Source organism: Ruegeria sp. BB6 (assembly GCF_056539385.1).
Window position 1 is genome coordinate 211,957 of sequence record NZ_JBQFUW010000004.1, and the last position, 25,812, is coordinate 237,768.

Here is a 25,812-nt window from a genome sequence, read left to right on the forward strand (position 1 = left end):
CAATGGCAGAAGGGGTCAAAACACACCGCGACGGCCACGTTCTGGAAATCACACTAGAGCGGGGCAAAGTAAACGCCATCGACGTTCCCACCAGTCAGGCCTTGGCCGCGGCGTTTCAGGAGTTGCACGAGGACAAGGACTTGCGTTGCGCGATTCTGACCGGGGGCGGAGATCGAATTTTCTCGGCCGGTTGGGATTTGAAGGCCCTGAACGAGGGCGAAATGCAGCTCGACAACTGGTGGGAAAGTGATGACTACGGGTTCGGCGGGTTCACGGGTCTGACCGAGAATTGGGCGCTCAATAAGCCGGTTATCGCGGCCATAAACGGTCTGGCAATCGGTGGTGGGTTCGAAATGGCCATGGCCTGTGATCTTCTGATCGCGGCGGACCATGTGGAGTTTGGCCTACCTGAAATGCCTTTGGGCATCGTTCCAGATGCGGGGGCACTGCAACGCCTGCCTCGAAGAATACCGCACAACATCGCGATGGAGATGTTTCTGTTGGGCCGTCGGATGACCGCGACGGAGGCGGCGCATTACGGGTTGGTCAACAAGGTGGTTCCAAAGGATCAGTTGATGGCGGCGGCCCGGGAATGGGCGGCCTCGATTGCCTGGTCGGCGCCTCTTGCAATGCAATCTGTCAAGGAAGTGCAGCGCGAGATCGAGTGCGTGCCGCTGGAACAGGCCTTTCACAAGATGCGCACCGATCCGATGCCGATCTACCGCAAGATGCTGAAATCTGATGACGCGGCCGAAGGTGTCGCGGCTTTTGTCGAAAAGCGTGAACCCAAATTCAAGGGTGAGTGATGTATCCTGACCCTTCATCGATCACCCGCATCACCAGCATTGGAGCCGGCCCCATCGGCGGCGGCTGGGCAGCGCATTTTCTTGCGCGTGGTTATGATGTGACCGCCTATTTGCATGACGCGAGCGAATCCGATGCCTTTCACGCAATCTTACGCACTGCTTGGAAGAGCTTGACGGACTTGGGGCTTGCCGCCGGCGCGTCGCTTGACCGCTTGCGCATCGTTACAGATTTGGAGGCTGCGCTGGACGGCGCCGAATTTGTGCAGGAAAGCGCGCCCGAGCGTCTTGAGATCAAGCAGGCACTTTATCAACGACTCGGGCTCATTTTGCCAACAGACGTCGTGATTGGCTCTTCCACGTCCGGCTTGATGATGACCGACATCCAAGCGACTTGCGCGACACCGGAACGCTGTGTGATCGGCCATCCCTTCAATCCACCATATTTGCTACCACTGGTCGAAATCGTGGGCGGCGAACAGACATCACCAGAGGCGGTGGCTTGGGCCGGGGAATTCTACGAAATAGCGGGCAAGGCCCCGTTGATGATGAAAAAAGAGATCCCCGGCTTTGTCGCGACCCGACTGCAAGAGGCGCTTTGGCGAGAGGCCCTGCATATGGTCGCCAATGGAGAGGCAACGCCGGAAGACATCGACATCGCACTCATGAACGGCCCGGCGCCTCGTATGGTCTCGCAGGGTCAGTGTATGGCTTTTCACGTGGCCTGTGGTGCCGGAGGCATGGCCACCAACCTGGATCAGTTCGGCCCGGCGCTTAAACTGCCCTGGACCCGGTTGGAGGCACCTGAGCTGACGAAGGAATTGCGCGATCGCATGGTCGATGGCTGCAACGCTGTCGCCGGCGACCGAGATTTCGAGGACATGGCAGCCCAACGGGATCGCGAAATAGTTGCAGTGCTGAATGCTCTGCGTCAGTCCCGCGGGGGATAACCTTGAGCGGGCACGTTGTTCAGAATGGACAAGAAATCCGAGAGAGAGCCGGGCCAGCTGGGTGCCGGCTCGCTTTTCGGCCATGCCTCACGGTATTCGGATGGGCGCCGGCCGAAGAATTTACCGAATGAATAGGCAAAATGTGACAGTGTATTGAATCCTGATGCGGTGGCAATCTCGCGTACACTGAGGTCGGTCGAAATCAACAGTAGGCGAGCATTCTGCAATCGGCGCAATAAGCCGAATTGCACCACGGTACAGCCCACGTGTTTCTTGAATTGGCGTTCCAGTTGACGCTGAGAAACACCCAGAACATCAGCGATTTGGGGCACTTTGAGCGGCTCTTCTATGTTTTCTTCGATCAGGGTCATCGCTTCTCGGATCAACGGAAGCATGGTTTCCGTGCTCCGGCCCATGGTGCTGCGCTGGGGTGAGGCGGCGTCGCGAATGGGGTGATGCAGCATCTGGTCGGCAATCTCCCCCGAAAAGCCGCTGTCGCTGATGGATTCAATCAGCCTTAGCATCAGATCGACCCCAGCCAACCCGCCCGCGCACGTCATTACCTTGCCGTCAATAGTGAACAGACACTCATGGACATCGACCCGATCAAAGGATTCCCGGAACCCGCTCAACCACGACCAGTGAATAGTCGCAGGTTTGCCGTCCAACAGGCCTGCACGTGCAACGATGTAGCTGCCCAATTCAACGCCGCAAACAGTTTCGCCTGCGCGTGCGCGTTTTCGCAACCAGGTGAGTAAAGCGGTGTTTTCGTAGTGTTCAGTACCCCAACTGCCCAACACAAACACAAAACCTGCCGGAGTGAGGCTCCCGTAGTCGGTGTCAACTGCGGTCGTCATGCCATTGCTGGCAACAATCTCAGGACCGTCGAACGAGACGATGTCCCAGGAAAACATCGGTTCTGGCGCCAGGTAATTTGCGATCCGCATGGTTTCGATCATGGTGATCAGCGTGGTCAGGTTGAAACGCGGGACAACGACAAATACGGCATGCCGTTTAGCCCGAGCCATATGCGTTGTGATGTCGACATGCATTGGTTTTACCAAGAAGCTTTAGGTCAGATTTTTCGCCATTCTAACCTAATCTGTGGCGGATAATCGACATCTTTATCCGTCAATCGCGCGGCAATCTAGGTAAAAAGGGGGGCTCGGATATGACCTACGAAGTTGTGCTGACCTGCGCAGTTACCGGTGCGGGAGATACGACCGGCAAGAGCTCTCACGTGCCGGTGACCCCGAAAGAAATTGCTGATGCGGCAATCGAAGCCGCCAGGGCAGGGGCCTCTGCCGCGCATGTGCATGCGCGTGATCCTGAAACAGGGCAGGGCTCACGCGATCCGGCGCTCTTCAAGGAAATCGTGGACCGAATACGCGAAAGCGATACCGATGTGGTCATCAATGTCACGGCAGGTATGGGGGGCGATTGGATTTCAGACCCGTCCAATCCCGCCATGCCCGGTCCGGGCACCGACATGATCGGCCCGGAAGAACGGCTGGCCCATATCAAGGAATGCCTGCCTGAAATCTGCTCTCTCGATTGTGGCACGCTGAATTTTTCCGACACGGACATGATCTATATTTCCACGCCACCGACACTGCGTCGGATGGCGGCACTGGTTCAGGAATGGGGTGTGAAGCCCGAGCTTGAGGTCTTTGATCTCGGCCATATCCGATTTGCCAAGGCGATGGTGGAGGAGGGGCTGATTGATGCTCCGCCGATGTTCCAGTTGTGCCTTGGAATTCCATGGGGGGCCGATCAAACGGTGGAAACCATGGCGGCTATGAAGGCGCAACTGCCCGTAGGCGCCAGCTGGGCCAGTTTTGGGATTGGGCGGGGGCAGATGCCGATGGCAGCCGCAGCTGTCGCGCTTGGCGGGAATGTGCGTGTCGGTCTTGAGGACAACATCTACCTTGATCGCGGGGTTCTGGCGACAAACGGCCAGCTTGTCACCCGCGCCCGAGAGATTATCGAACGGATGGGTGGGCGGATCCTGACACCGCAAGAGTCGCGCAACAAGCTGAACCTGAGGGGGGCGGATGGCTGATCCAACCCAAACTGGTAGCTTGCAAATTCGCGATGTCTCCAAGTTTTTTGGTCAGTTCCGTGCTGTCAACGACATCTGCCTGGATATCCGAAATGGAGAGTTCCTGACGCTGTTGGGCCCGTCGGGATCGGGCAAAACCACCTTGTTGATGATGATCGCCGGGTTTCTCGACATATCGAAAGGAGAGATTGCGCTGGACGGTGCGTCCATCTCGAATGTGCCCGCCGAAAAGCGCAATTTCGGCATGGTGTTTCAAGGATATGCTTTGTTCCCCCATATGACTGTTCGCGACAACGTAGGTTATGCGCTAAGCGTGCGTAAACGCCCCGCCGACGAAGTTCGGAACCGTGTCGACGAGATGCTGGAGCTGGTTCAGCTTCAGGAGTTTGCAGATCGCAAACCGGGGCAATTGTCTGGTGGTCAGCAACAGCGTGTGGCCCTTGCACGTGCCTTGTGTTTTGCGCCGCCTGTGCTGTTGCTGGACGAACCGCTGGGAGCGCTGGACAAAAAGCTGCGTGTCGAAGTGCAGGAGCAGCTCAAGGACATTCATCGCCGCGTTGGCACTACCTTCATCTATGTCACGCATGATCAGGAAGAGGCACTGTCGATGTCTGACCGCATCGTGATCATGCGCGACGGCGCGATCGAGCAGGTCGGAACGCCAAAAGAGCTGTACGAGCGCCCGATCAATCAGTTCACCGCCAGTTTCCTCGGGAAATCGAACTTTATTCATCAAAACGGAAAGGTCTTTGCCCTGCGCCCGGAAAAAATTGATCTGATGCCTGGCAACGAAAACACCGAGGCCCGGATGAGGGGCGCCATTCGCAGCATCACCTATTTCGGCTCGATGCAGCGGATCATCGTGGACACCGACGAAGGGGCCGAGATTGAGGTAGATATCGACGTCTGGCGCAACGCCTCTGATCTGACAGAGGGGGTGCGGGTGGATTTGCTTTGGAAGGACTCAGCAGCAGTGGAGCTACAAACGGGCTAGGCACCCCAACACAGAACGCCCAGAGGCGTCATGACCGAAAGCCGGGTCAAATCTCGGATCAAATGGGAGGAAGAAAATGCACGATAAACAATTCAAAAAGGAAATGCTTGCCGAAAGTGCCCAGGCGTTTAGGGCTGGCCGTATGGACCGGCGCACGTTTCTTGCGCTTTGCGGTGCCTCGGGTGTTGCAATGAATGCGGTACTGGCGGGCGACGCCGAAGCGGCGGCAGACCATGTCGTGATGTGGAACTGGGGCGGCCAATCCGAAGAATGCCATGGCTCGGCCATCGGTGAGGCCTTTACCGCCAAAACCGGCAAAGGTTTGAAGTTTGATACCTCTGGTCCGCTGGAAGGCAAGATCAAGGAAATGGTCGACAGTGGCAATGTGACTGCCGATGTGGCGGATGCGGACTTATTCAACGCCGTGTCACTTGGACCAACCGGGCATCTGGAGCCGATTGACTATTCCGTGGTGTCCAAGGATAAAACGCTGCCCGGCTATGCGCTGGAATATGGGGTGTCGATCATCCTCTACGGGTATGCCTTTGTGTATGACACTGAAGCCTATGGCGATAATCCACCGCAAAACTGGGCCGATTTCTTTGATACCGAGAAATTCCCCGGGACCCGTGCGCTTTACAAATGGGCAAATGGGTCGCTCGAGGCCGCATTGATGGCCGATGGCGTCGCTGGCAGCGATCTCTACCCGCTTGATATGGACCGCGCTTTGAACAAAATCCAGTCGATCAAAGATGACAGCCTTTACTGGGGCTCGGGATCGGAAGTTCACTCGATGGTGGTCAACAACGAGGTCTCGATGGCGATCATCTGGCAGAACCGGGGTCGCAACATCGAAAACGACACCGATGGCCAATACAAGCTGGTGAACAATCAGGCGATGGCGATGCCGGGGGCCTATATCGTGCCCAAGGGCAACCCGGCGGGTGCCGCAGTCATGGATTTCATCGCCACGGCGCAGGACATACCAGCGCAGTTGGCGCTGTTGGACTGCCTTGGCATGACTCCGTCGAATCCCGAGGCCTTTGGCCAGATCCCCGAGGACCAACAGCCTTATGCGATAACCTCGGCCATGAACATCGACAAGATCGTCTACAACGATCCTGAATGGTGGGGTAAAAACGGCGGCGACGCGGTGAATGCCTTCCTCGAAGCGATCAGCTGATCGCTTTAGCTTATGGTCACCCGATCCTAAGGGTCGGGTTGCCAAACCCATGTCGAAAGCTCTGGATGCAAGCCTTAAACCGTCATATCCACCCAGGATGGCTGATTATCGCGCCTTTGCTGCTGATGGTGGTCGCGCTCTATCTGGGGCCGATCCTGAATATCCTTTGGCTGAGCGTGACAGACCCCGAGCCCGGGTTCGGCAACTATGCCAAGCTGACGGAAGGTGACGCCCTGATCCGCATTGTCTGGACCACGGTACGCATCTGCATCATCACGACGGTCTTCAGCGTCATTTTCGGCTATTCCATCGCCTACGCGATGGTGCACTGCCATCAACGCCAGAAGACTTACATGCTGACCCTGCTATTGGTGTCGTTCTGGATCTCCATCCTCGTACGCACCTTCGCCTGGCTCATGTTGCTGGGACGCAAGGGGCTGGTCAATGTCACATTGGAAGACATCGGCCTGGTTGCTGAACCCATCGCCTTCATGCGCAACGAGTTGGGCGTTCTGATTGGAATGGTGCATTACATGATCCCCTATGCGGTGTTGCCATTGCTGGTCTCGATGCAATCCATTGATCAGAGGGTGATGGACGCCTCGCGCAACCTGGGGGCCAGCGGAAGCCAGACCTTCTGGCGGGTCTACCTGCCCATGACCATGCCGGGGCTTGTGGCTTCGACCCTGTTGGTCTTTATCCTCAGCCTCGGGTTTTATGTCACCCCGGCCGTGTTGGGCGGCGGCAAGGTGCTGATGGTGGCAGAATACATCTCGGTTCAATTGCTGGTGACTTTGAAGTGGGGCACGGCGGCGATGCTGGCGGCCATCATGCTGTTTGGCGTTCTGGCGATGCTTTGGATCATGTCGCGGTTCATGAAGCTGAGCACGGTGTTCGGGGGGGCAGCGCGATGAAGCCGGGCCTGTTCTCATTTTTCAACCGCGTGGGGGCATGGGTGCTGCTGTTGTTTCTAGTGACACCGGCCCTGATCGCCATCCCTGTTTCGTTGACGCCGAAACGCTTTTTGTCCATGCCGCAGGGCGAGTATTCTCTGCGTCATTTCGAGAAGCTGTTCACCAGTGAGGAATGGCTGTCGAGTTTTTTCCAAAGTGGCGTGATTGCCCTGTCCTGCTCCGCATTAGCGACGCTTTTAGGCACGCTTTGTGCGATCGGTCTATGGCGGGTGTCATCGCGGTACAGCGAATTGGTTCGCGCCTTTCTGCTGCTGCCTTTGATCATACCGCAGATTATTTCCGCCATGGCGTTCTATCGGTTGTGGATCCCTCTGGGTCTATTGGACAGCTACGCCGGTTTGATCCTTGCGCATACAATCCTGGCAGCCCCAATGGTGCTGATCACGGTCAGCGCGTCTTTGGCAACGTTTGATCCCAAGCTTGAACAAGCCTCCAAGAATCTCGGGGCCTCCAACTGGACCACCATGCGCCGGGTGATCCTGCCTTCGATCAGGCCGGGGGTTTTTGCCGGGGCGCTCTTTGCCTTTATCCTCAGCTGGGATGAAATCGTGGTGACCTTGTTCATCTCGAAATACAGCGTTTACACGCTGCCGCGCCGCATGTGGAACGGCATCCGTGAAAACACCGATCCGACAGTGGCTGCCGCTGCCGTGATCCTGATTGCCATCACCCTGATTGCCTTTGCCGTTTCTGCGATTCTGTCGCGGCGAAACACGCGGGCTCAGGCAGAATGAATGAGGCTGCCATGAATCTGGAAACCAGTCACGAAACAGAGCTTCTGGTTAGCACTGTTCGCCGATTTGTCGAAACAGAGATGTATCCGCATGAAGAAGAGGTGGACCGCTTAGGCTATGTGCCCGAGGAGATCGGCCGCCAGATTGAGGCGAGGTCGCATGAATTGGGCCTCTTCGCCTGCAACCTGCCCGAAGAGGTCGGTGGCGGAGGGCTGGGATATGGACCCATGTCCCTGATCGAGCGGGAATACGGCCGTACAAGCCATGCGCTACAAAGCTGGGCGGCGCGCCCGACGGAATTGCTGATGGCCTGCGAAGGAGACCAGCGTGAGCGATATTTGCTTCCTGCCGTGCGCGGTGAAAAGCGTGAGCTCTTTGCCTTGACAGAGCCTGACGCAGGTTCGGATGTCATGGGGATGAAGACCAATGCGATACGCGACGGGGATGACTGGATCCTGAATGGATCCAAACACTTTATCTCCGGTCCCTGCATGCCGGATTTCGCGATTGTATTTGCTGCAACTGGCACAGATGAAACACCACGCGGCCCACGCAAACGGGTGACGGCCTTTCTGGTCGATGTGGGCCTTCCGGGGTTCGACTGCCGCGAAGGGACGCATTGCGTCAGCTATCGCGGTTACAAGACTTTTGAGTTGAGTTTCGACAATGTGCGTCTTGGTCCGGACCAGATCCTGGGCGAAGAGGGTCGCGGGCTTGAGCTGTCGGGAAAGTGGCTCGGCATGGGGCGTATCTGGGTCGGCGCGACCTGCTGCGGTAAGGCCGAACGCATCCTTGACCTGGCGACCGAGTGGGCCGCAACGCGCAAGCAATTCGGTAAACCGATCGGTACGTTTCAGGCCACCGGCTTCCGTTTGGCGGACGGTGCGATGACGTTGCGCGCGGCCGATCTGATGGTGCAAGACGCCGTTGCACGTGCCGAAGCGGGTGTCATGGGTGATGCAGATGCGGCAATGGTCAAGGTTTACTGCTCAGAGATGCTCAACAAGATCGCCGATGATGCCGTTCAGATTTTTGGTGGCATGGGATTGATGGAGGAAATGCCGATCCAACGGTTCTGGCGCGATAGCCGATTGGAGCGGATTTGGGACGGCACCAGCGAAATCCAACGCCACATCATCACCAGGTCCATCCTGAGGCCACTTGGCGCATGACGCCGGCGCGGCGCGAAAATCTTGAGCGTCTCTTAAAGCCGCGCCACATCGCGTTTATTGGTGGACGTGATGCGACCATTGCCGTGCGCGAAGCCCGCCGGCGTGGATTTCAAGGGCAAATGTGGGCCGTTAATCCCAAACGCGCCGATCTGGATGGCGTGGGCTGTGTTCCCAGCATCTCGGACCTGCCGGAGCCACCTGATGCCGTCTATCTCGCTATCCCTGCGGCCGGGGTGACTGATGCCCTGAGAGAATTGGAACAGATGGGTGCAGGTGGTGTCGTTTGTTTTTCCGCGGGCTTCAAGGAAACTGGCGACATACAATCGGAACGAGATCTGATCGAAGCCGCCGGAGATATGGCTCTGATCGGCCCAAACTGCTATGGCATGATCAACTATATCGACAATGCCGCTCTTTGGTCATTTGAACATGGCGGCTGGTCGCCGGGATACGGTGCAGCGATCGTTACCCAGTCCGGTATGTTCTCATCCGACATAACAATGAGCGCGCGTTCCTTGCCAATGGCCTATATGGTTTCTGCAGGCAATCAGGCGGTCTTGGGGATTGAGGAATTCCTGGATGCCTTTGCTGAAGACCCGGCTGTGCGCGCCATTGGATTGCACATCGAAGGGTTGCGTGACATTGCTGCTTTTGAACGCGCCGCGCTGAAAGCCCTGGATCGGGGGGTTCCGGTTGTCGCACTGAAGACCGGCAATTCCGCCATTGGGGCGACTCTGACGGTCAGTCACACCGGCTCTCTGTCTGGTTCGAGCGAGCTTTATCAGGCACTGTTTGATCGCACCGGGGTGATCGACGTCACCAGCCCGTCGCAGTTTCTGGAAACACTGAAGTACCTCTGCGTAGCAGGCGCGCCGCAAGGCAGGCGTGTCGCTGGCTTTACCTGTTCTGGGGGCGGGGCGACGATGCTGGCAGATCACTCGGAAAGGATTGGTGTGTGCTTTCCCAAAGTGGGCTCTGCAGGGCAGGAAAGCCTGACCAGTTTGCTGCCTGAGATCGCGACGGTTTCCAACCCGCTGGACTATACGACCCCGATCTGGGGACAGGGCGATAAGACTTACCCGGTTTTTGCCACGGCGCTATCGGCCCTCAACGCGGATCTGGCTGTTCTGGTGCAGGACTACCCGGCAGAAGGGTTGGACGCGTCCAAGATCTACTACCAGAACGATGCTGCAGCTTTTGCGCAGGCCGCTCAGGAACACTCCGTCCCGGCAGCGATCTGCGCGACCCTACCTGAAAATCTTGATCGTGGGACCCGCAGACATCTCATTGAACTGGGGGTTGCGCCTATGCAGGGTATTCACGAGACGTTGAATGCCATGCGTGATGCTATTTGGTGGTCCGAAGCAAGGGCGCGGACAAGGATTGACCGGCCTGCTGCCTTGCGACCCGGTGCAACTATACAGAACCCAATGGTATTGACCGAAGACAAAGGTAAATCCTGGCTCAGGCAAATGGCTGTTGCTGTGCCAAACGGACATGTCTGCAATGCGGCCGAGGCAGCTGGCGTTGCGCAGGATATCGGCTATCCGGTCGCACTGAAAATGATGTCACCAAGCTTGCCTCACAAGACCGAAGCGGGCGCGGTCGCTTTGGGGATCAAGGATGCAGAGGGGCTGTCTTCGGCGATCAAGGCAATGACGGCATCGGTTGCGGCGTATGACCGCGCGGCGGTGACGGATCGCTTCCTGATCGAAGCCATGTCGCCCAAGCCGCTTGCAGAGCTGATCGTCACGCTGCGTGCTGATCCGCAATTTGGTCCCAGTTTGGTCATCGGTAGCGGCGGTGTTTTGACCGAATTGGTCCGAGATGCGCGCACTGTGTTGTTGCCTGCCTCAAAAGACGAGATCGAGCGCGCATTGTGTTCGCTCCGTGTAGCTCGCTTGTTAGAGGGGTACCGGGGCAGTCGACAGGCGGACATTCCACGAATTGCGGATGCGCTACACCGGTTGTGCACTGAATTCCTAAAGGCGCGCGGCGAGGTCGCAGAAATCGAGATCAACCCTATGTTTGTCTACCCAGATCACATCGTCGCCGTTGATGCCCTGATCCAGGTGCCCCGGTCATGAGCAGGAATAGGATCATACCCAATCCCGATCTGGCTGTTGGAGACGACAACAAGCAGCGGTGGAACCAGCCGGAATTTCGCCGGCATGGGTTCCACAATGCATATCGGCTGTTCCGCCGAGGTCTCATGGTGCGTTCCAGAGAGGTTTTGCAGCTGGAAGCCGCCGAGCAGAATCTGTGCGCCCGAGTGCCTGAACTGGCACAAATGCTTGCCCATCCGGCTTTCTCTGCGTTCTGCTGTTTAAAGAATGACCAGATCATTCTGGAAAAAGCCGCAGATGATTTTTCGACCTCAGCGCCGCATTCCATCCAGTCAGTGACAAAGCTACACATCCACTTAATCATAGGTCGTCTGCTTGCACAGGGGCTGTTGTCATTGGACGCGCAGGTCCGCGACTATCTGCCGGGTATCGGCAGCGGGTATGCCGAGGCCAGCATTCAATCTCTGCTCGATATGAACGTCGATAACGACTTCACCGAGGATTATGCTGACCCCGATGCCGACTGCTATACTGAAGAGGTCGCCTTGGGTTGGCGCTTGCCCGGCGTGGGTGAAAAGGAAATCACGCTTGCGGAATTTGCGGCCTCGATTACTGGTTTCAGGGCAAACTCGGGGGTGCGACAAGCCGATTATAAATCCGCGAACACGGATGTCCTGACCCTGATTGCGGCCAAGGTTTCGCCCATTCCAATGGCTGAGCAAATCGAAGAGATTGCTGATGCCGCAGGATACGAGGGCGCGTTTCACATCAGCCTCAGCAAGGACGGGCACCCAGCGTTTTCCGGTGGCGGTTGCCTAAGCGTGCGCGACCTCGCGCGGTTCGGGTTGCTACTGGCGCGGGAAGGCCGCGACCTGCACGGTCGACCTATGGCCAACACCGGTTTCCTGCAAAAAACTCTGATCCGCCGCGCGCCAGCGATGACACCACCCAAGAATTGGCTCAAGTACTCAAACCAGACCATGACCGACGGTCGATTAATCGGTCATGCTGGCTATGGAGGGCAGTTCCTCATGGTGGATATGGTCACCGGCACCAGCTGTGCATTCTTAAGTGTGCTGGAGAATGACTCGGGTTACGATGACACCTATATGGGAGAGCTGGCCACAACGCTTCGAGACGTCTGCCTTTCTGTCATTTGACGGGTTTGCAGTTGCCGAGCTAGGTGTCAGCGGGGAAGGCACGGATTGGCCGCTTTGCAGTCCTTGACCTGGGCCGAATCTTTTAGAGTGATCCGACCCACTCTTCGATCATCCAGTTTCGATCACCTAAACTGAACTTCTTCTCAGCGCGGCATTTACGTCTGTCGGGATATCCTGCCGAAGTTGTCAACAAGGCATGTCGCGGGTGTGACTCAACCCGCCTGAAGTCGCTTATCGCGGAGCAATTGTTCCAAACAACAGCGCAGGTTTGTGACCCGTCCGTCCCGACATATTGCACTGCACGCGGAGGCAAAATGATTTTTGGTTGGCCAAAGGGTAAATAGAACTTCGATGTTTAACTTCTGGTTCTGGGTTAAGAAGTTTTGAACAAACGGAGATTATCACGCATGGATATTGAAGGACTATCTGCGATCGTGACCGGGGCAGGATCAGGACTGGGGCTTGCTACTGCACAGGCGCTCAGCAAAGCCGGAGCACGAGTTACCTTGCTGGACCTCGATGAAGTTCGGGTAAAAAACGCGGCAGCGGAAATCGGCGCGCTTGGCATAGGTTGTGATGTTATCAACAGTTCTGCGGTCGAGGCCGCTTTGGATCTGGCCGAAGACCGGAGCGGACCAATTCGCATAGTTGTCAACTGTGCGGGCATCCCCGGCGGTATGCGACTTGTCGGACGGGACGGTCCAGTTGATATGGAAGCTTTCGCGAAGGTGATCAACGTCAACCTGATGGGAACCGTCAGCGTCATGACGAAATGCGCAGCCCGGATGATGCAGCAGGAGCCGCTCAATCAAGATGGCGAGCGCGGGATTATCATCAACACAGGCTCGATTACTTCAATCGAGGGTCAAATTGGGCAGGGGGCTTATGTGGCTTCAAAGGGCGCGATTGCCAGTCTGACATTGCAGGCCGCCCGTGAATTCATGCCCCGCGGAGTGCGGGTCATGACAATTGCGCCCGGATTATTTCGCACTCCGATCGCTGATCATATTCCGCAGGAGGTAATCGACGGGATGCTAGATGGCCGGATGTTTCCAAACAGGTTTGGCGAGCCCGCGGAATTTGGGCGCCTTGCCGTTAACATCATCCAAACCCCAATGCTGAACGGCGAGACCATTCGTCTTGACGCAGGCGTGCGGCTTCAAGCCGGATAGGTCTCTCGAATGCGCTTGTTTTCGAGGTCGTTTTCTGACGTCTCGATCAGCCACTCGCGAAAATTTTGGGCATCAGGTGTCCGCCATCAGCACCCATGGAACAGACTAGGTTGATTGCGTAGCGGAGGATTTCAGGCTCATCGTAACCATCAGAGAGTGGAGATGAGAATGAAATCCGGGAAACAGAAAGCGTCAGCAGAGAGAGTTGTCAAAGACATCCGCAGGAAGACACGGCGCCAGCATTCGGCAGAGGAGAAGATCCGTATTGTGTTGGATGGGCTTCGTGGTGAAGACAGCATAGCGGAGCTGTGTCGCCGTGAAGGAATAGCTACGAGCCTGTATTACAGCTGGTCGAAAGAGTTCCTTGAGGCCGGTAAGAAGCGGTTGGCTGGCGATACCGCACGCCAGGCTACCAGCTCTGAGGTGAAGGATTTGAGAGCGGAATCGTCGGCGCTGAAAGAGGTAGTCGCCGACCTGACCCTTGAGAACCGGCTGCTCAAAAAAAGCATGTTCGAGGATGGGGGAGACGACGAATGAGATATCCCGCATCCGAAAAGCTTGAGATCATCCGGCTGGTCGACGGTTCGCACCTGCCGATCAAACGCACACTGGAAAAGCTCGGCATTCCCAGAACGACCTTCTACCGCTGGTACGACAGGTATCTGTCTTTCGGCGAGGCCGGGCTTGAGGATCGCCATTCCCGGCCAGGTAGGGTTTGGAACCGCATCCCCGACAAGGTGCGCAAGCAGATCGTGGAACTGGCTCTGGAAGAACCCGAGTTATCGCCCCGCGAGCTTGCGGTGCGGTTCACCGACACCAGGCGCTACTTCGTTTCTGAGGCCAGTGTTTACAGGCTTCTGAAGGCACAAGATCTGATCACTAGCCCAGCCTGCATCACCATCAAAGCGGCGGATGAATTCCATGAGAAGACTGTGCGGCCGAACCAGCTTTGGCAGACCGACTTCACCTATCTCAAAGTCATCGGTTGGGGCTGGTTCTACCTGTCTACGATCCTGGATGATTACAGCCGTTACGTTGTCTCTTGGCGCCTTTGCACCACGATGAAAGCTGACGATGTCACAGGAACGCTGGAAGACGCTTTGGCTGCATCAGGTTGTGACAGTGTCTCTAAATGCTCCGCTTTGAGTGGAGCATGTCCTGCCGAAGGCTGTGTCATGAATGAGCGAGGTGCGTTGTAAGAAGGGTATCAGGGAAGGTTAGGGGGTTAGTTGAGCTGATTGGTTGAATCACACCCCAACAAATCCGCAGCCGGGTTCTGGGCGATATCGACGCCGTCATAGCATTTCTGAGCCAGTGCGATAGGTGCAAACCGGTCTTGAGCGGTGCGCCGTCCTGCGCGGCTTGGGTCAGGAAGCCCGAGCGCAGCCAATGCGATGAGGCATAATCCTTCGTAGTCCTGTCACCTTCAATCGGTGTTTGACGATCTGGGCGATGGCGTCCAGGTTAAGGGGGCGTTTCCGCATCCAGCCAGATTTCGAGACCGAGTGAAACAGGGGGTTGTCCTCGATCTGACCCACTTTGCTCCAATGCACCAACGGCTTCGCTGCGCGGCCCTTGCGCACCAACCGTGGAGTCTTGTCTTTTTGGGTGGTCTCAACTACCAGCAGCGACAATTAAATCATGTAATTCTCGTTGAATTCCTTCAGCGACACATCCCCCAAAAAGATCCCGCCGATCACCGAACGCTGCCATCTACCCGAGGTCAGCCCAGTAACAGGATGATCCGGTCACGGCTGTCCCGGCACGAACCTTGAGTGGTGACCATCTGCTGTTCGAGAATATCACCGGTAATCGGATGGGCGGTGTTCGGGGCAAGGAGGTCGGCCCTGTGTTTGGAATTTGCGAAAGCGTAGGGGCGATGGTTAACCCTGCCACGGCGGTGAGCACTTATTTGCTCTGTCAGGCCGGCAATAAGAACGGCTTGATTAAACTACCGGGTGTGGAAACTTCAATTGTTGAACAAGTACCTTCGTTGGCATATATTGCCAATCAGGAGGCTTAAGCCATGGTAACCCGCAATGTCGTACTTACAGAAACGCAGGATCAACTGGTGCAGGACCTGGTTGCGTCCGGTCGCTATCAGAACGCCAGTGAAGCGTTGCGCGCTGGTCTTCGTCTTCTGGAGCGGGAAGAGGCGGGACTTGTGTCTCTCAGGCAAGGCCTGCAGGAGGGCGTAGCCCAGGCTCAGGCAGGAGATCTGGCAGAAGGCGGCGGTACGGATGCGATCCGTCGTGCCTTTGTAAGGGCACGAACCAAAGCGTGACCAAACCCTTTCGACTGACACGCCGTGCTGAAGCCAGCCTGGTGGAAATTGCCCGATGGACCATCGACAAGTTTGGACGGCATCAAGCCGATCTTTATGAACAAGAACTGATAGCGCGCTGTCTGGCCATCACGGAGGGCAGGGCGGCCAGCCGCAGCTGTTCTATATTGGTAGAGGAGGCAGCTGATCTCAGATATGTACGGGCGGGAGAGCACTTCCTAGTTTACCTGGATCAGCCGGACGCGGTGATCATTGTTGATATCCTGCATTCCCGCTGCGACCTGCCGCGACATGTTTCTGCGCTGGCCACGTTAACGGATGCGACAGGAAACAAGACATAGGCACAGCAGCCGGAGTTTCCCTCAAGCTGGGAATTCTTTAAGTAGTCAGTATGTGCTCACCCCAATAGATCAGTCGCCGGGTTATCCGCGATGTCCACATCGTCGTAATATTTTTGCGCCTGGGCCAGTCCAGCGCCACACCAAACCGCGCAGCCTTCCAGGCGGTGATGTAGAGCAGGTCGCGCTCATAGGCCCTGAGCGTATTGGCGGGCGTGCCGCGGATATAGAGATCCGTCAGCGCGTCCTGATCTGCGACAGAGAGGGCAGGGGAGGCTGCGGGGAGATATGCGGCTGGTGGCTTCATGAGTGTCGATTTTCCCTAACCTGTAGACTGCTCTTGCTTGTTTTTATCGGTTTTCATGGTTGGCCTCATGCTGAGTTGGTCCTTTAAGTGTAGACGCGGACTAAATTTGTGCGGGTACTTGTTTACAAAATTGCAGGTTACTGTGCTGCATCTAATAAGGTTTGCTGCCGGAGCAGGGCAGGGGTCTATGGGTTACGGACCAAAGCCATCACGAGTCCAGTGGTTAAGGAAAACCGACACTTCATGAGGCACATTCTGCGCGTATTTCCCGGCAAAATCAATCAAACGTGATAAGCGATACTTATCGGGTGCAATGCTAAATTGACAGTGTGCCAAAAGTAACGAGCAAAAATGTTAGATTACGAGCGTAAAGAGGGCAGGGTACCTAGGATCACTACAAAACCCGCTTCGGCTCTAAAGAAAGCCCGAGATCGCCTTCAACGGCATTGCCAACTTGTTTGCGCGTACTGAACTGGATAGGCCCCACGCATAAAGATACCGTCCAAGTTGCCTCGCCTTAAGGGGTTTCGTTTTCCGCGCGAGATCATCGCATATGCCGTCTGGGTCTATCATCGCTTTGCGCTCAGCACCGCTGATGTTGAAGATCTTCTCGCGGAACGCGGCGTGACGGTCAGCCGGGAGACGATCCGGCAATGGGTCAATCGCTTTGGTCGCCATTTCGCAAATTGCATCAGGCGAGACCGGCCAGCCGCAGCCGACAAATGGCATTTGAACGAAGTGGTCGTCCCGATCAACGGTCGGAAGTTGTGGCTCTGGCAGGCCGTGGATGTGAACGGTGATAACGCCTCAGGCGGGCTTGATGATTGAGCTCGACGCTGGCCGACAAGCACATCAACTTGCCGCAGCTTCTGAACTATTTCTTCCGGTTTATGTCTCTTGTTCGCCATTCTCGGTCCTCCGTTTCTCAAACATAACGGTGGTCCAAATCAAATGGGGCACTCCAGCCACCCATTCGGAACTGCTTCTGTGTCTCCGAACGTCGTCGTTCAGCCATAACAATCCGATATCACCGTCCTAAGGCATTTGACGCCTGGAACACCGCTTCTCGAGTTGCTTGAAATCAGAGCATCAGTATTCCTCGGCGGATTGGAAGTTAACGTGACATCACCAGCGCACTTGGTGAACCATTAAGCCATGCATGTTTTTTTGCCATGCAACGATTTGCGCGGAACATGCACCTGCACCTACGGGGCCTTTTGAGAGCGCAGATCAGCTCGATGGACGCCCTAGTTGCTGATATTACAAGTATTTTTCTGGGGTTCGCAGACTGAATGTTCGGACAGACCTCTATGGGGTTTCGAATATCGGCCCTGCTCTCGCAGCGTGCTAGAGAACCCACGAAGATATGTAACTCGAGAGTGAAAATGGGTTCGCGTCCGGGATTCCGGTGCTCCATATCGCTTTGCCAGTTTGCACCTTGCAAGGCCGATCGATCGGGCCGCGCATCGGCGACGCTGCAGTTTCGCGATCACTCGAACGCCTAAAGGAGAGCGGGATGGAGTTTTCTGACGTAATTCAGTTGCTGCTAATCGGTATTAGCCAAGGATGTGGCTATGCTCTGGTCGCCATAGGATTTGTGTTCATCTATCGGGCCACCGAGATCGTCAATTTTGCACATGGCGAGTTGATGATGCTTGGTGCTTTCATGGTGCTGACGTTCAGCCAAATCCTTGGCCTGAACTTCTGGCTTAGCGCAACGCTCGGGATCCTATCTCTTGGCGTGTTCGGATATTTACTCGACGCGATTGTCATGCGCCGCGTTGTCGGAGAAAGTCAGGCGTCAATCTTCATCCTGACCGTGGCGATTGGCCTGATGTTGCGGTCGCTAGGTGGCATGATCTGGGGCTGGTCCCCGATGTCGCTGGATGTTCCATTCATGCACGACTTTGACGTTGGCGGTATTCTAGTCGGTACAGATCGGTTGGTCGTTATTGGTGGTACAATCCTGCTTTGCGCACTGCTGTATCTGTTCTTTTCCCGCACACAGACCGGTCTAGCGATCCAGGCAAGCTCGCAAAACCAACTGGCCGCCTATTACAACCGCATCCCCGTGAAGAAGCTGATTTCCGTGGTCTGGGCGATTGCGGCAATGGTGGCCGCGGTGGCGGGGCTGATGATGGCGCCGGTGACTCAAGTCGACACCGGAATGAGTGCCTTCGGCATCAAAGCATTTGCTGGCGCAGTTGTCGGTGGCTTCGGTTCGATTCCCGGCGCTTTGTTGGGATGTCTGTTGATCGGCATTGCCGAGCCGTTTCTGGACTACTTCTTCCCTCCGCTTAAAGGCGTCTACGCCTACGTCATCATGCTGGTTGTGCTGTTCATCAAGCCCGACGGGCTGATTCCGCAAACCTTCTCGAAAAAGGTGTGAGGTCATGCAGATTCTTTTCAGAACCCACTACGACCAAGACATAAATCACCTTGTTGATCGCGGTGAACGTACCCGTGTCGCGTTTGCGGTGCTGCTCGCGCTGTTGGCGCCGTTGGCGGTCGGAAGCTACTACATTTCCGAACTATCAATCTTTCTTGCCTACATTCTTGCCGGTATCGGTCTGATGGTCCTGACGGGCTTCACCGGGCAGGTCAGTTTTGGCCATGCGGCCTTTCTGGGGCTTGGCGCGTACACGCATTCTATTCTTCTGGGGCTTGGTGTTCCCTTCCTGATATCATTGCCCGTGGCTGCATTGGTCTCAGGGGCAATCGGCGCAGCACTAGGACGTGCAGTGTCGAAAATGCACGGGTTTTATCTTGCGATTGCCACATTGGCTTTCGTGATCATCGTCGAAACCGTTCTTGGAGAATGGGAAACGCTGACCGGCGGTCACATGGGGCTGCAAGTTCCACCCGTGGTACTCTTCGGATACGAACTGTCCGCAGAATGGCAGCTTTACTACCTGATTCTGGCAGTTGTGGCGTTCTGTATTTGGGGTGTTGCCAACCTGATGCGATCCCCGACGGGACGCGCCATGATCGCAGTGCGAGATTCCGAAACCTCAGCCCGATCGCTCGGCCTCGACATCGGGCGCACCAAGATCCTAGCCTTTTTCATAAGCGCATCCATTACGGGTCTGGCGGGCGGCCTAATGGCCCATCTTCTTTGGTTTCTCAGCCCAGAGACATTTGGCGTCCCGGAAAGTCTGAAAATTCTGCTGATGGTTATCGTCGGTGGATTAGGAACAATTACCGGAGCCATTCTGGGTGCGGTCTTTGTCACCATCCTGCCCAATATCATCGGGCTTCTCAGGGAAGTTCTGCCTGACGCGATCGCACATGCGGCGGGGCTGGAACAGTTCCTGTTTGGCGGCATCATCGCGGCATTCATCATTCTTGAACCCGAGGGGCTTTACGGGCGGTGGCGCAAATTCCGTCTCTTCCTCGAAACATTCCCTTATTACAAGCGCGCGACCTTCGTTCGTCAGAAGCGCTATCTCAAGACGGAGCGGTTCAGATGAGAGAACTTGTCGTAGAGCACTTGACCTTGTCCTTCGGTGGCATCAAGGCCATCAATGATGTCTCCTTCGCTGTGGAGCCGGGTGAGATCTATGCGATCATTGGCCCCAACGGGGCCGGGAAAAGTACGATCTTCAACGCGATTAGCCGGATTTATAATCCAGACAGCGGGTCGATAAAGTTCCGCGGGCAAGAGCTGCTGGAATGCAAGGCAAATCAAGTCGTGGATCTGGGCATCGCGCGGACTTTCCAGAATATCGAACTGTTCGAAAAGGCGACTGTTCTGGAAAACCTTCTGGTCGGACGGTCTTCCAAGATCAAAACCGGCTGGATCAGTGAATGGTTCTTTACCAAGCGTGTGCGTGAAGAAGAGCGTAACCACCGTCGCAAGGTTGAAGAGATACTCGACCTACTGGACATGCAGCAATACCGCTATGAGAAGGTCGGCGACCTAGCCTATGGCGCCCGAAAAAATGTCGAGTTGGCGCGTGCTTTGTGTGCGGAACCCGAAATCTTGCTTCTGGACGAACCGGCATCCGGCTTGAACCCGGAAGAAACCACTGACATGTCGTTCTGGCTCAAGGATATCCAGGAAGAGCTGGGTGTCACGGTTGTCATGGTTGAACACGATATGAACCTCGTTGGCCGTATCGCCGACCGGTCCATGGCCTTGGCAAATGGTGAAGTGATTGCCATCGGCACTGTCGAAGAAGTCCAGAGCAGCGCCGAAGTTCAGGCCGCATATCTCGGAGGTGCGGTATGACCCAGAACTTGCTTCAAGTCAAAAACGTCGAAACTTTTTATGGGCCCGTCATGGCGATTGCAGGTGTCAGCCTTGAGGTTGCAGAAGGCGACATCGTAACCGTTCTCGGAGCCAATGGCGCGGGAAAAACGACGCTTCTCAAAACAATTACCGGCGCGATTGATTGTCGGAAGGGTCAGGTCATCTTTGACGGCCAGGAAGTACACAATCGGGATCCCGATTGGGTGGCATCACGGGGCATCGGGCATGTCCCGGAAGGGCGCGAAGTCTTTCCCTTCATGACGGTTGCGGACAACCTGAAGATGGGGGCTTGGGGCCGCAAAGATCGCGATGAGGTCGAACGCGACTTTGAAACCGTCTACAGCTATTTCCCCGATCTTCTGAAGAAAAGCGGCGACTTTGCCGGTTATCTGTCCGGCGGTCAGCAGCAGATGTTGGCCGTAGGACGTGCATTCATAGGACGCCCTAAGCTGATGATCCTCGACGAGCCTTCACTGGGCCTGTCACCACTTCTTTCCAAGACGATCTTTGACGTGGTGCGCCGAATCAATGACGAACAGGGCGTCACCATCATGTTGGTTGAGCAAAACGCCAGTGCCGCACTAAGCGTCGCCAACCACGGCTTCATCATGGAAGTCGGGCGCGTGGTGATGGACGCACCAACGCAAGAACTCTTGGCGTCAGAAGACATCAAGGAATTTTATCTCGGACAAACCACTGACGGCGTCCGCGGCGAAAAGCGCTGGAAAAAGCGCAAGACCTGGAGGTGATCCATGGACGTAGTGATCCAAGATGATTTCGTTTCGATTGATGGGCATGACACCCTAGCCAAGCTTTTCCGCGCCAGGGTCGCCAGCTGGCGCGACCGAGTAGCGTTTCGAGAAAAGAACTTCGGCATATGGGAAGAGTTCAGCTGGAAAGACTATGACGAGCACGCCAGGCAAGTCGCAGGCGGGCTGAAGTCGTTAGGTCTGGACCGTGGCGACGTCGTTGCTGTTCTCTCCGAAGACAACAAGGAATGGGCCTTTGTCGACATGGGGGCCCATATCGCCGGGTGTGTGGTCAACGGTGTTTACCCGACCTATCAGGCAGGCCAGTTGCAGCACATGCTTCAAGACAGCGCTGCGAAAGTTCTGATCGTTGAGAATGAAGAACAGTTGGACAAGTTTCTTGAGGTGCGCGACGCGCTGCCCTTGATCAAGAAAATCTACGTGATCGACTGGAAAGGTTTGCGCGGGTTTAAGGATCCGGATGTCGAGCCTATCGCACACCTCTACGATGCAGGATACCAATTCCAGCACAACCACCCAGACGCATTGGACCAATGCATCAACGAGGGCGGCAATGACGACATCGCGGTACTGATCTACACTTCAGGAACCACCGGGGCGCCTAAGGGAGCACTGATTTCCAACCGTTATTTGTTGTTCCAAATGACGGCCGCACCGGATCCGTTCCCTATCGGGGAAGAGGATGAAATCCTGACTTACCTGCCGCTGTGCCACGCTGCTGAGCGCGTCGTTTCCCTGTGTATGTGCCTCGGTCACGGCACGCGACTCAATTTTGCCGAAAGCGCTGAAACGGTTTTCCAAAACATTCAGGAACTTTCCCCGACGGTTATTTTCGCGGTGCCCCGCATTTGGGAGAAATTCTATTCGCGGATTCTGACGTTGATGTCCGAAGCGACATGGTTTGGAAAAAAAGGATATGCGTGGGCACTGGACGTCGGGCGTAAACGCGCCGAGTACATCCTCGGGCAAAAGCCGGTTCCGGCAACACTTGCGCTGCAATACAAACTGGCAGATCGCTTAGTGTTCAGAAACCTCAAACAACTCTTGGGGCTGGATCGTTCGCATTTCCTGATGTCCGGGGCCGCACCGATTTCAGAGGAACTGCTGAAGTGGTATGTGGCTCTAGGGTTGCCGGTTGCCGAACTCTACGGTCAAACCGAAACCGGCCTGGCCACCATGACGCGCCAGGACAAGCCCCAGCCAGGAACCATCGGATTCACCCTACCAGGCGTTGAGATGATGTTGGGCAAGCAGGATGAAATCCTCGTCAAGAGTCCATCGGTGTTTTCAGGCTACCACAACAACGAAGCTTCGACGGCCTCGACACTGGTGGATGGCTGGGTTCACACCGGCGATATCGGCGTTCAAATGCCCGATGGCGCGTTCAAGATCACCGATCGCCTAAAAGACATCATCATCACTGCTGGCGGTAAGAACATCACACCCAGCCAGATTGAGAACGCGCTCAAGTTTTCGCCTTACATCTCGGATGCCATCGTGATCGGGGATCGCCGCAAGTACCTGAGCTGCCTGATCATGATCGACCAAGAAAACGTCGAGCATTACGCACAATCAAACGCCATCCCGTTCACTGACTACAAGTCGCTTTGCGCTAACGAAAATGTTGTCGAATTGATCGACGCCCAGATCCGCGAGGCGAACCAGAAGTTTTCGTCCGTCGAACAGATCAAGAAGTTCCGCCTTATCGACGTCCTGCTGACGCCAGAAGACGATGAGGTGACACCGACGATGAAGCTAAAGCGCAGCTTTGTCGAAACAAAATACGCCGACCTGATCGGTCAGATGTATTGAACCATCCCGGTTTTTAAGGAGGAAAAACCATGAAATCGAAACTGACAACGCTGGTCGCCGCACTGGTGGCCGCATCGGGGATCGCCATGGCCGAGCCGCAAGGCGTGACCGACGACAAGATCCTGATCGGATCCGCAAACGACCTGTCGGGCCCGCTGGCCATTTGGGGTGTCCCCTCGGCCAACGGCATGCGGATGCGCTTTGAGGAAGCCAATGCTGCCGGTGGCGTCCACGGGCGCGAGATTGAGTTGCTGGTCGAAGACACGGGTTACCAGGTGCCGCAGGCCGTGCGTCTGACCAATAAACTGGTCAAAAAAGACCGCATCTTTGCAATGATGATGACCATGGGCACGCCGCAAAACCTGGCGACCATGGCCATTCTGGACAAGGCTGGCATTCCCAACTTGTTTCCGCTCTCGGCCGCCGAAGCCATGGTTGAACCCTTGCACCCTCTTCATTTCGGCTACTTTGTGAGCAACCGTGATCAGGCGTCCGGAGCACTTCGTTACTTTGCCGCCAACATGGATGTCAAAAACGTCTGTATGCAAACTGTCGCCAGCGATTATGGTCAAAGCGTTGTCAACGGGGCCGAGGCGACAGCCGAAGAGCTGAACCTGAACATCACTTTCCACGGTACGCACAAGACCACGGAAACCGAGTTTGCAGGCGCGGCTACCGCAATCAAGAATGCAGACTGCGACATGCTGCTGCTTGGCACTACGATCAAGGATACGATCACCCTTTATGCCACGCTTCGCAAACTTGGCTTTGATAAGCCGGTTGTTGGCAACATGACCCCTTACATGCCGCTGGTTGCCGAAGCTGGCAATGGCGCGACCGAGGGACTGTATCTGGTATCGCCCTTTCTGATTGCCGACTTCAACGACGGCGATGCGTGGCGTAAGGATTACTTTGACCGCTACAACGCAGAATTCGGCGCCGCACCAGCAGCCCAAGCCCAGATTGGTTACAATGCTGCAGACATCGTTGTGAAAGCGCTTGAAGCCGCTGGGCCAGATCTGACCGTCGCAAAGCTGACGGCTGCACTCGAAGGCATCAGTGGGCACCAAGACCCCTTTGGTGGTCCATCGCTCTCCTTCGCTGCAGACAAGCACCATGGCAGCGATTCTCTTGTCCTGGTTCAAGCTAAGGACAAGAAGTGGACACATGTCGCGTCTGACTTGTCCTACTAATCATAATCAGCGATTTTCCTGTCAGTGCGACCGGCATGAAACTGTCGGTCGTCTTCCCATACATTGCAAGAAATGGGCACGCCTGAAGTTCATGGGTCCATTTCTTGGTCGATGCTTAAGGCTGACTTGTAACCGATGCTCATAGCTTAGCCAAGATCGTCTAAGGTTGCCATCAGGGCGAACTAAGCTTTACTCGGCCGACAAGTCGTTTACCGGTCGTTCTTTTTGCCATCCTGGGTGGGACACATTTGGATCAGGCCATGCGTCGACCAAGTATTGTCTACTTGAACTAACTGGATTTCTTCCTTTTGCGCGATTCACTTTTAATCCCAACAGGGCGTATTGGTTAGCCAATATTGCGTCAGGCTGCCTGAATGCAAACCATGTATTCAAGTCGAAACTAACCCCATAATCGGAGGAAACAGATGAAGGTGATCAAGTGCGCGAGCGCGTTGGTGGCGGCGGTGCTGGTAGCTCAGACAGCGACAGCAGAGAATGTTGTCAATGTATACAACTGGTCGGACTATATCGACGAAGAGACCGTTCCAGCCTTTGAGAAGGCAACGGGGACGCGAGTGCGGTACGATCTGTTTGACGGTATGGCGACGCTTGAGACCAAGCTGCTGACTGGCAATTCCGGGTATGATGTTGTGGTGCCGACCTCGTCAACAGCGGAGCGGATGATCCAGGTGGGGGCGCTGGCCAAGCTGGATCGCTCCAAGCTCGGCAACTGGGACAATCTTGACGCGGGCCTGATGGCCGAGCTCGCCGGTGTGGATCCGGGCAATGAGCATGTCGTGCCGTACATGTGGGGTACGGTCGGGTTGATGCACAACGTAGAGATGGTCAAGGAACGGCTGGGCGAGGATGCGCCGACAGACTCTCTCGACCTGATTTTCAAGCCGGAATATGCCTCCAAGCTGAAAGATTGTGGTGTCGGCATGATTGATCAGCCGTCGGAAGTGGCGATCATCGCGCTGAACTATCTGGGGCTTGATCCTTACTCGGGCAAGAAGGCCGACTTGCAGGCGGCGGAGGACCTCTTGATGGGGGTTCGGGACAATTTCCGCTACATCAAGGGCACCGGCTATCTCGATGATCTGGGCAACGGAGAGATCTGCCTGTTCCTCGGCTATTCGGTGGATGCATTCCAGGTGATGTGGACGCTCGAAGAGAATGGTGAAGATCCGAGCAAGCTGGCGTTCGAGATTCCGAAGGAAGGCACAGTGATTTATTTCGATACGCTGGCGATCCCATCGGATGCGCCGAACCCGGATGCAGCGCATGCCTTCATCAACCACATCATGGACGCGCAGATCGCGGCCAACCTGTCGAACTACCTTTGGTCGGCAAATGGTAACGCTGCCTCGAATGCTCTGCTTGATCCCGAGCTGCTGGCGGATACGTCAGTTTATCCGGTTGCCGAGGTGCAGGCGAAGCTGAAGGCGGACAAGACGGTGCCGCAAAAAGTGGCCCGCGCCCGCACGCGCATGATGACAAAGATCAAAACTGGTCAGTAACTACCAGACAAACGCCGCGGGCCAAAGTCCGCGGCGTTTTTCATTCAGCCCGAGGATCGGTTGCAG

General features: G+C 55.9%; 24 protein-coding genes and 2 pseudogenes. 23 read left to right on the forward strand and 3 right to left on the reverse strand.

Going from position 1 to position 25,812, the window contains the following annotated elements:
- Positions 1-2 precede the first annotated feature (2 nt).
- On the forward strand, positions 3-806 hold the full coding sequence (locus ACR0B7_RS11690; RefSeq protein WP_170418313.1) for a carnitinyl-CoA dehydratase: 804 nt from the start codon (positions 3-5) through the stop codon (positions 804-806).
- Complete coding sequence (locus ACR0B7_RS11695) at positions 806-1,753, forward strand: 3-hydroxyacyl-CoA dehydrogenase NAD-binding domain-containing protein (protein WP_170486587.1); 948 nt, start codon at positions 806-808, stop codon at positions 1,751-1,753. Before ACR0B7_RS11690 ends, ACR0B7_RS11695 begins: the two co-directional genes overlap by 1 nt.
- On the opposite strand, the gene ACR0B7_RS11700 is transcribed toward ACR0B7_RS11695, so the two are convergent.
- Positions 1,735-2,805 (reverse strand): GlxA family transcriptional regulator, encoded by a 1,071-nt coding sequence (locus ACR0B7_RS11700; protein WP_170418318.1) that lies wholly within the window; start codon positions 2,803-2,805, stop codon positions 1,735-1,737. The genes ACR0B7_RS11695 and ACR0B7_RS11700 overlap by 19 nt on opposite strands.
- 119 nt (positions 2,806-2,924) lie before the next feature.
- On the opposite strand from ACR0B7_RS11700, the gene ACR0B7_RS11705 reads away from it, so the two are divergent.
- The 10 genes and pseudogenes from ACR0B7_RS11705 to ACR0B7_RS11750 all read left to right on the forward strand — a co-directional run.
- Entirely contained in the window at positions 2,925-3,815 is an 891-nt protein-coding gene (locus tag ACR0B7_RS11705) for a beta-keto acid cleavage family enzyme (RefSeq protein ID WP_120981302.1), read from the forward strand.
- Positions 3,808-4,809 carry an ABC transporter ATP-binding protein gene (locus tag ACR0B7_RS11710; RefSeq protein WP_170486586.1) on the forward strand — a complete coding sequence of 334 codons (1,002 nt, stop codon included), beginning with the start codon at positions 3,808-3,810 and terminating at the stop codon, positions 4,807-4,809. The genes ACR0B7_RS11705 and ACR0B7_RS11710 overlap by 8 nt, the downstream gene beginning before the upstream one ends.
- Before the next feature lie 76 nt (positions 4,810-4,885).
- Complete coding sequence (locus ACR0B7_RS11715; RefSeq protein WP_170418321.1) at positions 4,886-5,992, forward strand: extracellular solute-binding protein; 1,107 nt, start codon at positions 4,886-4,888, stop codon at positions 5,990-5,992.
- 65 nt (positions 5,993-6,057) lie between these two features.
- The gene (locus tag ACR0B7_RS11720) at positions 6,058-6,906 is read left to right on the forward strand and encodes an ABC transporter permease (protein ID WP_010443824.1); all 849 of its coding nucleotides are present in this window, start codon (positions 6,058-6,060) and stop codon (positions 6,904-6,906) included.
- Positions 6,903-7,700 carry an ABC transporter permease gene (locus ACR0B7_RS11725; protein WP_170486585.1) on the forward strand — a complete coding sequence of 266 codons (798 nt, stop codon included), beginning with the start codon at positions 6,903-6,905 and terminating at the stop codon, positions 7,698-7,700. Before ACR0B7_RS11720 ends, ACR0B7_RS11725 begins: the two co-directional genes overlap by 4 nt.
- 11 nt (positions 7,701-7,711) lie before the next feature.
- The gene (locus tag ACR0B7_RS11730) at positions 7,712-8,872 is read left to right on the forward strand and encodes an acyl-CoA dehydrogenase family protein (RefSeq protein WP_170463741.1); all 1,161 of its coding nucleotides are present in this window, start codon (positions 7,712-7,714) and stop codon (positions 8,870-8,872) included.
- Positions 8,869-10,959 carry an acetate--CoA ligase family protein gene (locus ACR0B7_RS11735; RefSeq protein ID WP_170486584.1) on the forward strand — a complete coding sequence of 697 codons (2,091 nt, stop codon included), beginning with the start codon at positions 8,869-8,871 and terminating at the stop codon, positions 10,957-10,959. The genes ACR0B7_RS11730 and ACR0B7_RS11735 overlap by 4 nt, the downstream gene beginning before the upstream one ends.
- Positions 10,956-12,098 carry a serine hydrolase domain-containing protein gene (locus ACR0B7_RS11740; protein ID WP_170576771.1) on the forward strand — a complete coding sequence of 381 codons (1,143 nt, stop codon included), beginning with the start codon at positions 10,956-10,958 and terminating at the stop codon, positions 12,096-12,098. The genes ACR0B7_RS11735 and ACR0B7_RS11740 overlap by 4 nt, the downstream gene beginning before the upstream one ends.
- 407 nt (positions 12,099-12,505) lie before the next feature.
- Entirely contained in the window at positions 12,506-13,270 is a 765-nt protein-coding gene (locus tag ACR0B7_RS11745; RefSeq protein ID WP_170486583.1) for an SDR family NAD(P)-dependent oxidoreductase, read from the forward strand.
- A gap of 162 nt (positions 13,271-13,432) precedes the next feature.
- Positions 13,433-14,397 (forward strand): annotated as a pseudogene (locus ACR0B7_RS11750) (DDE-type integrase/transposase/recombinase); the annotation flags it as partial.
- 240 nt (positions 14,398-14,637) lie between these two features.
- Here ACR0B7_RS11750 and ACR0B7_RS11755 read toward each other — a convergent pair.
- Entirely contained in the window at positions 14,638-14,904 is a 267-nt protein-coding gene (locus tag ACR0B7_RS11755) for a hypothetical protein (protein ID WP_170486512.1), read from the reverse strand.
- A gap of 137 nt (positions 14,905-15,041) precedes the next feature.
- On the opposite strand from ACR0B7_RS11755, the gene ACR0B7_RS11760 reads away from it, so the two are divergent.
- Genes ACR0B7_RS11760 through ACR0B7_RS11770 form a run of 3 tightly spaced genes read left to right on the forward strand, consistent with a single transcriptional unit; the run spans position 15,042 to position 15,895 of the window.
- Entirely contained in the window at positions 15,042-15,293 is a 252-nt protein-coding gene (locus tag ACR0B7_RS11760) for a hypothetical protein (protein ID WP_170486511.1), read from the forward strand.
- Positions 15,294-15,296: 3 nt separating this feature from the next.
- Entirely contained in the window at positions 15,297-15,554 is a 258-nt protein-coding gene (locus ACR0B7_RS11765; protein ID WP_108862330.1) for a type II toxin-antitoxin system ParD family antitoxin, read from the forward strand.
- The gene (locus tag ACR0B7_RS11770; protein ID WP_170486510.1) at positions 15,551-15,895 is read left to right on the forward strand and encodes a type II toxin-antitoxin system RelE/ParE family toxin; all 345 of its coding nucleotides are present in this window, start codon (positions 15,551-15,553) and stop codon (positions 15,893-15,895) included. The genes ACR0B7_RS11765 and ACR0B7_RS11770 overlap by 4 nt, the downstream gene beginning before the upstream one ends.
- 37 nt (positions 15,896-15,932) lie before the next feature.
- On the opposite strand, the gene ACR0B7_RS11775 is transcribed toward ACR0B7_RS11770, so the two are convergent.
- Positions 15,933-16,199 (reverse strand): hypothetical protein, encoded by a 267-nt coding sequence (locus ACR0B7_RS11775; RefSeq protein ID WP_480681531.1) that lies wholly within the window; start codon positions 16,197-16,199, stop codon positions 15,933-15,935.
- A gap of 489 nt (positions 16,200-16,688) precedes the next feature.
- On the opposite strand from ACR0B7_RS11775, the pseudogene ACR0B7_RS11780 reads away from it, so the two are divergent.
- From ACR0B7_RS11780 to ACR0B7_RS11815, 8 genes and pseudogenes are all read left to right on the forward strand, one after another.
- A pseudogene (locus ACR0B7_RS11780) lies at positions 16,689-16,997 on the forward strand (IS6 family transposase); the annotation flags it as partial.
- A gap of 718 nt (positions 16,998-17,715) precedes the next feature.
- On the forward strand, positions 17,716-18,588 hold the full coding sequence (locus tag ACR0B7_RS11785) for a branched-chain amino acid ABC transporter permease (protein ID WP_170486509.1): 873 nt from the start codon (positions 17,716-17,718) through the stop codon (positions 18,586-18,588).
- Positions 18,589-18,592: 4 nt separating this feature from the next.
- Positions 18,593-19,669 carry a branched-chain amino acid ABC transporter permease gene (locus ACR0B7_RS11790; RefSeq protein ID WP_170486508.1) on the forward strand — a complete coding sequence of 359 codons (1,077 nt, stop codon included), beginning with the start codon at positions 18,593-18,595 and terminating at the stop codon, positions 19,667-19,669.
- Positions 19,666-20,430, forward strand: coding sequence for an ABC transporter ATP-binding protein (locus tag ACR0B7_RS11795; RefSeq protein ID WP_170486507.1), 765 nt, complete (start codon positions 19,666-19,668; stop codon positions 20,428-20,430). Before ACR0B7_RS11790 ends, ACR0B7_RS11795 begins: the two co-directional genes overlap by 4 nt.
- A complete protein-coding gene (locus ACR0B7_RS11800; protein WP_170486506.1) occupies positions 20,427-21,200 on the forward strand; it encodes an ABC transporter ATP-binding protein in 774 nt (257 codons plus the stop codon). Before ACR0B7_RS11795 ends, ACR0B7_RS11800 begins: the two co-directional genes overlap by 4 nt.
- A 3-nt stretch (positions 21,201-21,203) precedes the next feature.
- On the forward strand, positions 21,204-23,033 hold the full coding sequence (locus ACR0B7_RS11805) for an AMP-dependent synthetase/ligase (RefSeq protein ID WP_170560229.1): 1,830 nt from the start codon (positions 21,204-21,206) through the stop codon (positions 23,031-23,033).
- Between the two features lie 29 nt (positions 23,034-23,062).
- On the forward strand, positions 23,063-24,226 hold the full coding sequence (locus ACR0B7_RS11810) for an ABC transporter substrate-binding protein (RefSeq protein WP_170486504.1): 1,164 nt from the start codon (positions 23,063-23,065) through the stop codon (positions 24,224-24,226).
- A 425-nt stretch (positions 24,227-24,651) separates the two neighbouring features.
- A complete protein-coding gene (locus tag ACR0B7_RS11815) occupies positions 24,652-25,746 on the forward strand; it encodes an extracellular solute-binding protein (protein WP_170486503.1) in 1,095 nt (364 codons plus the stop codon).
- Positions 25,747-25,812 lie beyond the last annotated feature (66 nt).